This window comes from Streptomyces alkaliphilus (assembly GCF_014141535.1).
GTDB lineage: Bacteria > Actinomycetota > Actinomycetes > Streptomycetales > Streptomycetaceae > Streptomyces > Streptomyces alkaliphilus.
The window spans coordinates 1-1,082 of the sequence record NZ_VKHT01001340.1 but is presented as its reverse complement, the minus strand read 5'-3'; the positions used below and the strand labels follow the sequence as shown (position 1 = coordinate 1,082).

1 protein-coding gene and 1 pseudogene are annotated in these 1,082 nt (G+C 73.9%); both read left to right on the top strand.

Features of this window, described 5'->3' with window-relative positions:
• A partial coding sequence (locus FNQ90_RS24360; RefSeq protein ID WP_182608316.1) for an NAD(P)-dependent oxidoreductase occupies window positions 1-651 on the top strand: 651 nt, incomplete at its 5' end.
• A 159-nt stretch (window positions 652-810) separates the two neighbouring features.
• A pseudogene (locus FNQ90_RS24355) lies at window positions 811-1,082 on the top strand (hypothetical protein); the annotation flags it as partial.

Below are 1,082 nucleotides of genomic sequence, written 5' to 3'. Positions count from 1 at the left end.
GAGCAGGTGGCCGAGCACGCCCTGACCCTCACCCTGGCCTGTCTGCGGAGCCTGGCCGTGCAGGCCCGGACGCCGCGTTGGCACTCGATCGACCCGGTCTCGCTGTTCCGGCGGCGGGTGACGGTGGTGGGAGCGGGCGGCACCGCGCGGGAGCTGGTGCGGCTGCTCGCGCCCTTCGACTGCGAGACCCGGGTGGTGCGGCGCACGGCGGGGGAGCCGGTCGGGGGGGCGATTGAAACCCTGCCGGTGGCCGCGTTGCCGCAGGTGCTGCCGCGCACCGACGTTCTGGTGCTGGCTCTGGCGCTGACCCCGGACAGCCGGCGTCTGATCGGCGCCCGCGAGTTGGCCGTGTTGCCCTCGCACGCCGTGCTGGTGAACGTGGCCCGGGGCGCGCACGTGGACACCGACGCGCTGGTGGCCGAGCTGCGTCGGGACGGCCTGGCGGCGGCCGGTCTGGACGTTACCGACCCGGAGCCGCTGCCGGAGGGGCATCCCCTGTGGTCGGATCCGCGCGTGCTGATCACCTCGCACTGCGCGGACTCCGCCGAGTTCGCGGCCCGGGTGCTGTGCGGGCGGGTGGCCCGCAACGTGGCGAACCTGCGCGCGGGCCGGGAGTTGGAGGGGCGGGTCGATCCCGCCGTGGGGTACTGAGCCGACCGGGCCCCGGCGCCGCGCGGTTGTCCACAGCCTGTGGGTAACCCCGGAGGTCGGGCCGGATTGTCGGAGGTGGGCTCTAACGTTCCGGCCATGGGGATCACGCAGGAGCCGAGAGTGCCGGTGCGTCCGACGGTGAGGTGGCGGGCGAGGGCCGTGGAGCAGCCGGATCGGTACCCGTCCGAGCTGCTGGAGGCCGTGGACGCCGCCTTCGACGGGTACGGGGCCGGGGTGGCCGCGCTCGGTGGGGCGCCGCGCGACATCGAGGTGATGGATCGGATCGAGGGGGTGGTGACGGCGCTCAATGATCTCGATGAACGGTACGGGTTCATCGAGACGATCGAGCGGGAGGAGCTGTGCGACCACATCGACGCGGTGCTCACCGCGCACGGGGTGGATCTCGACGCGCTCGCCGGGCGGGCGGGGAT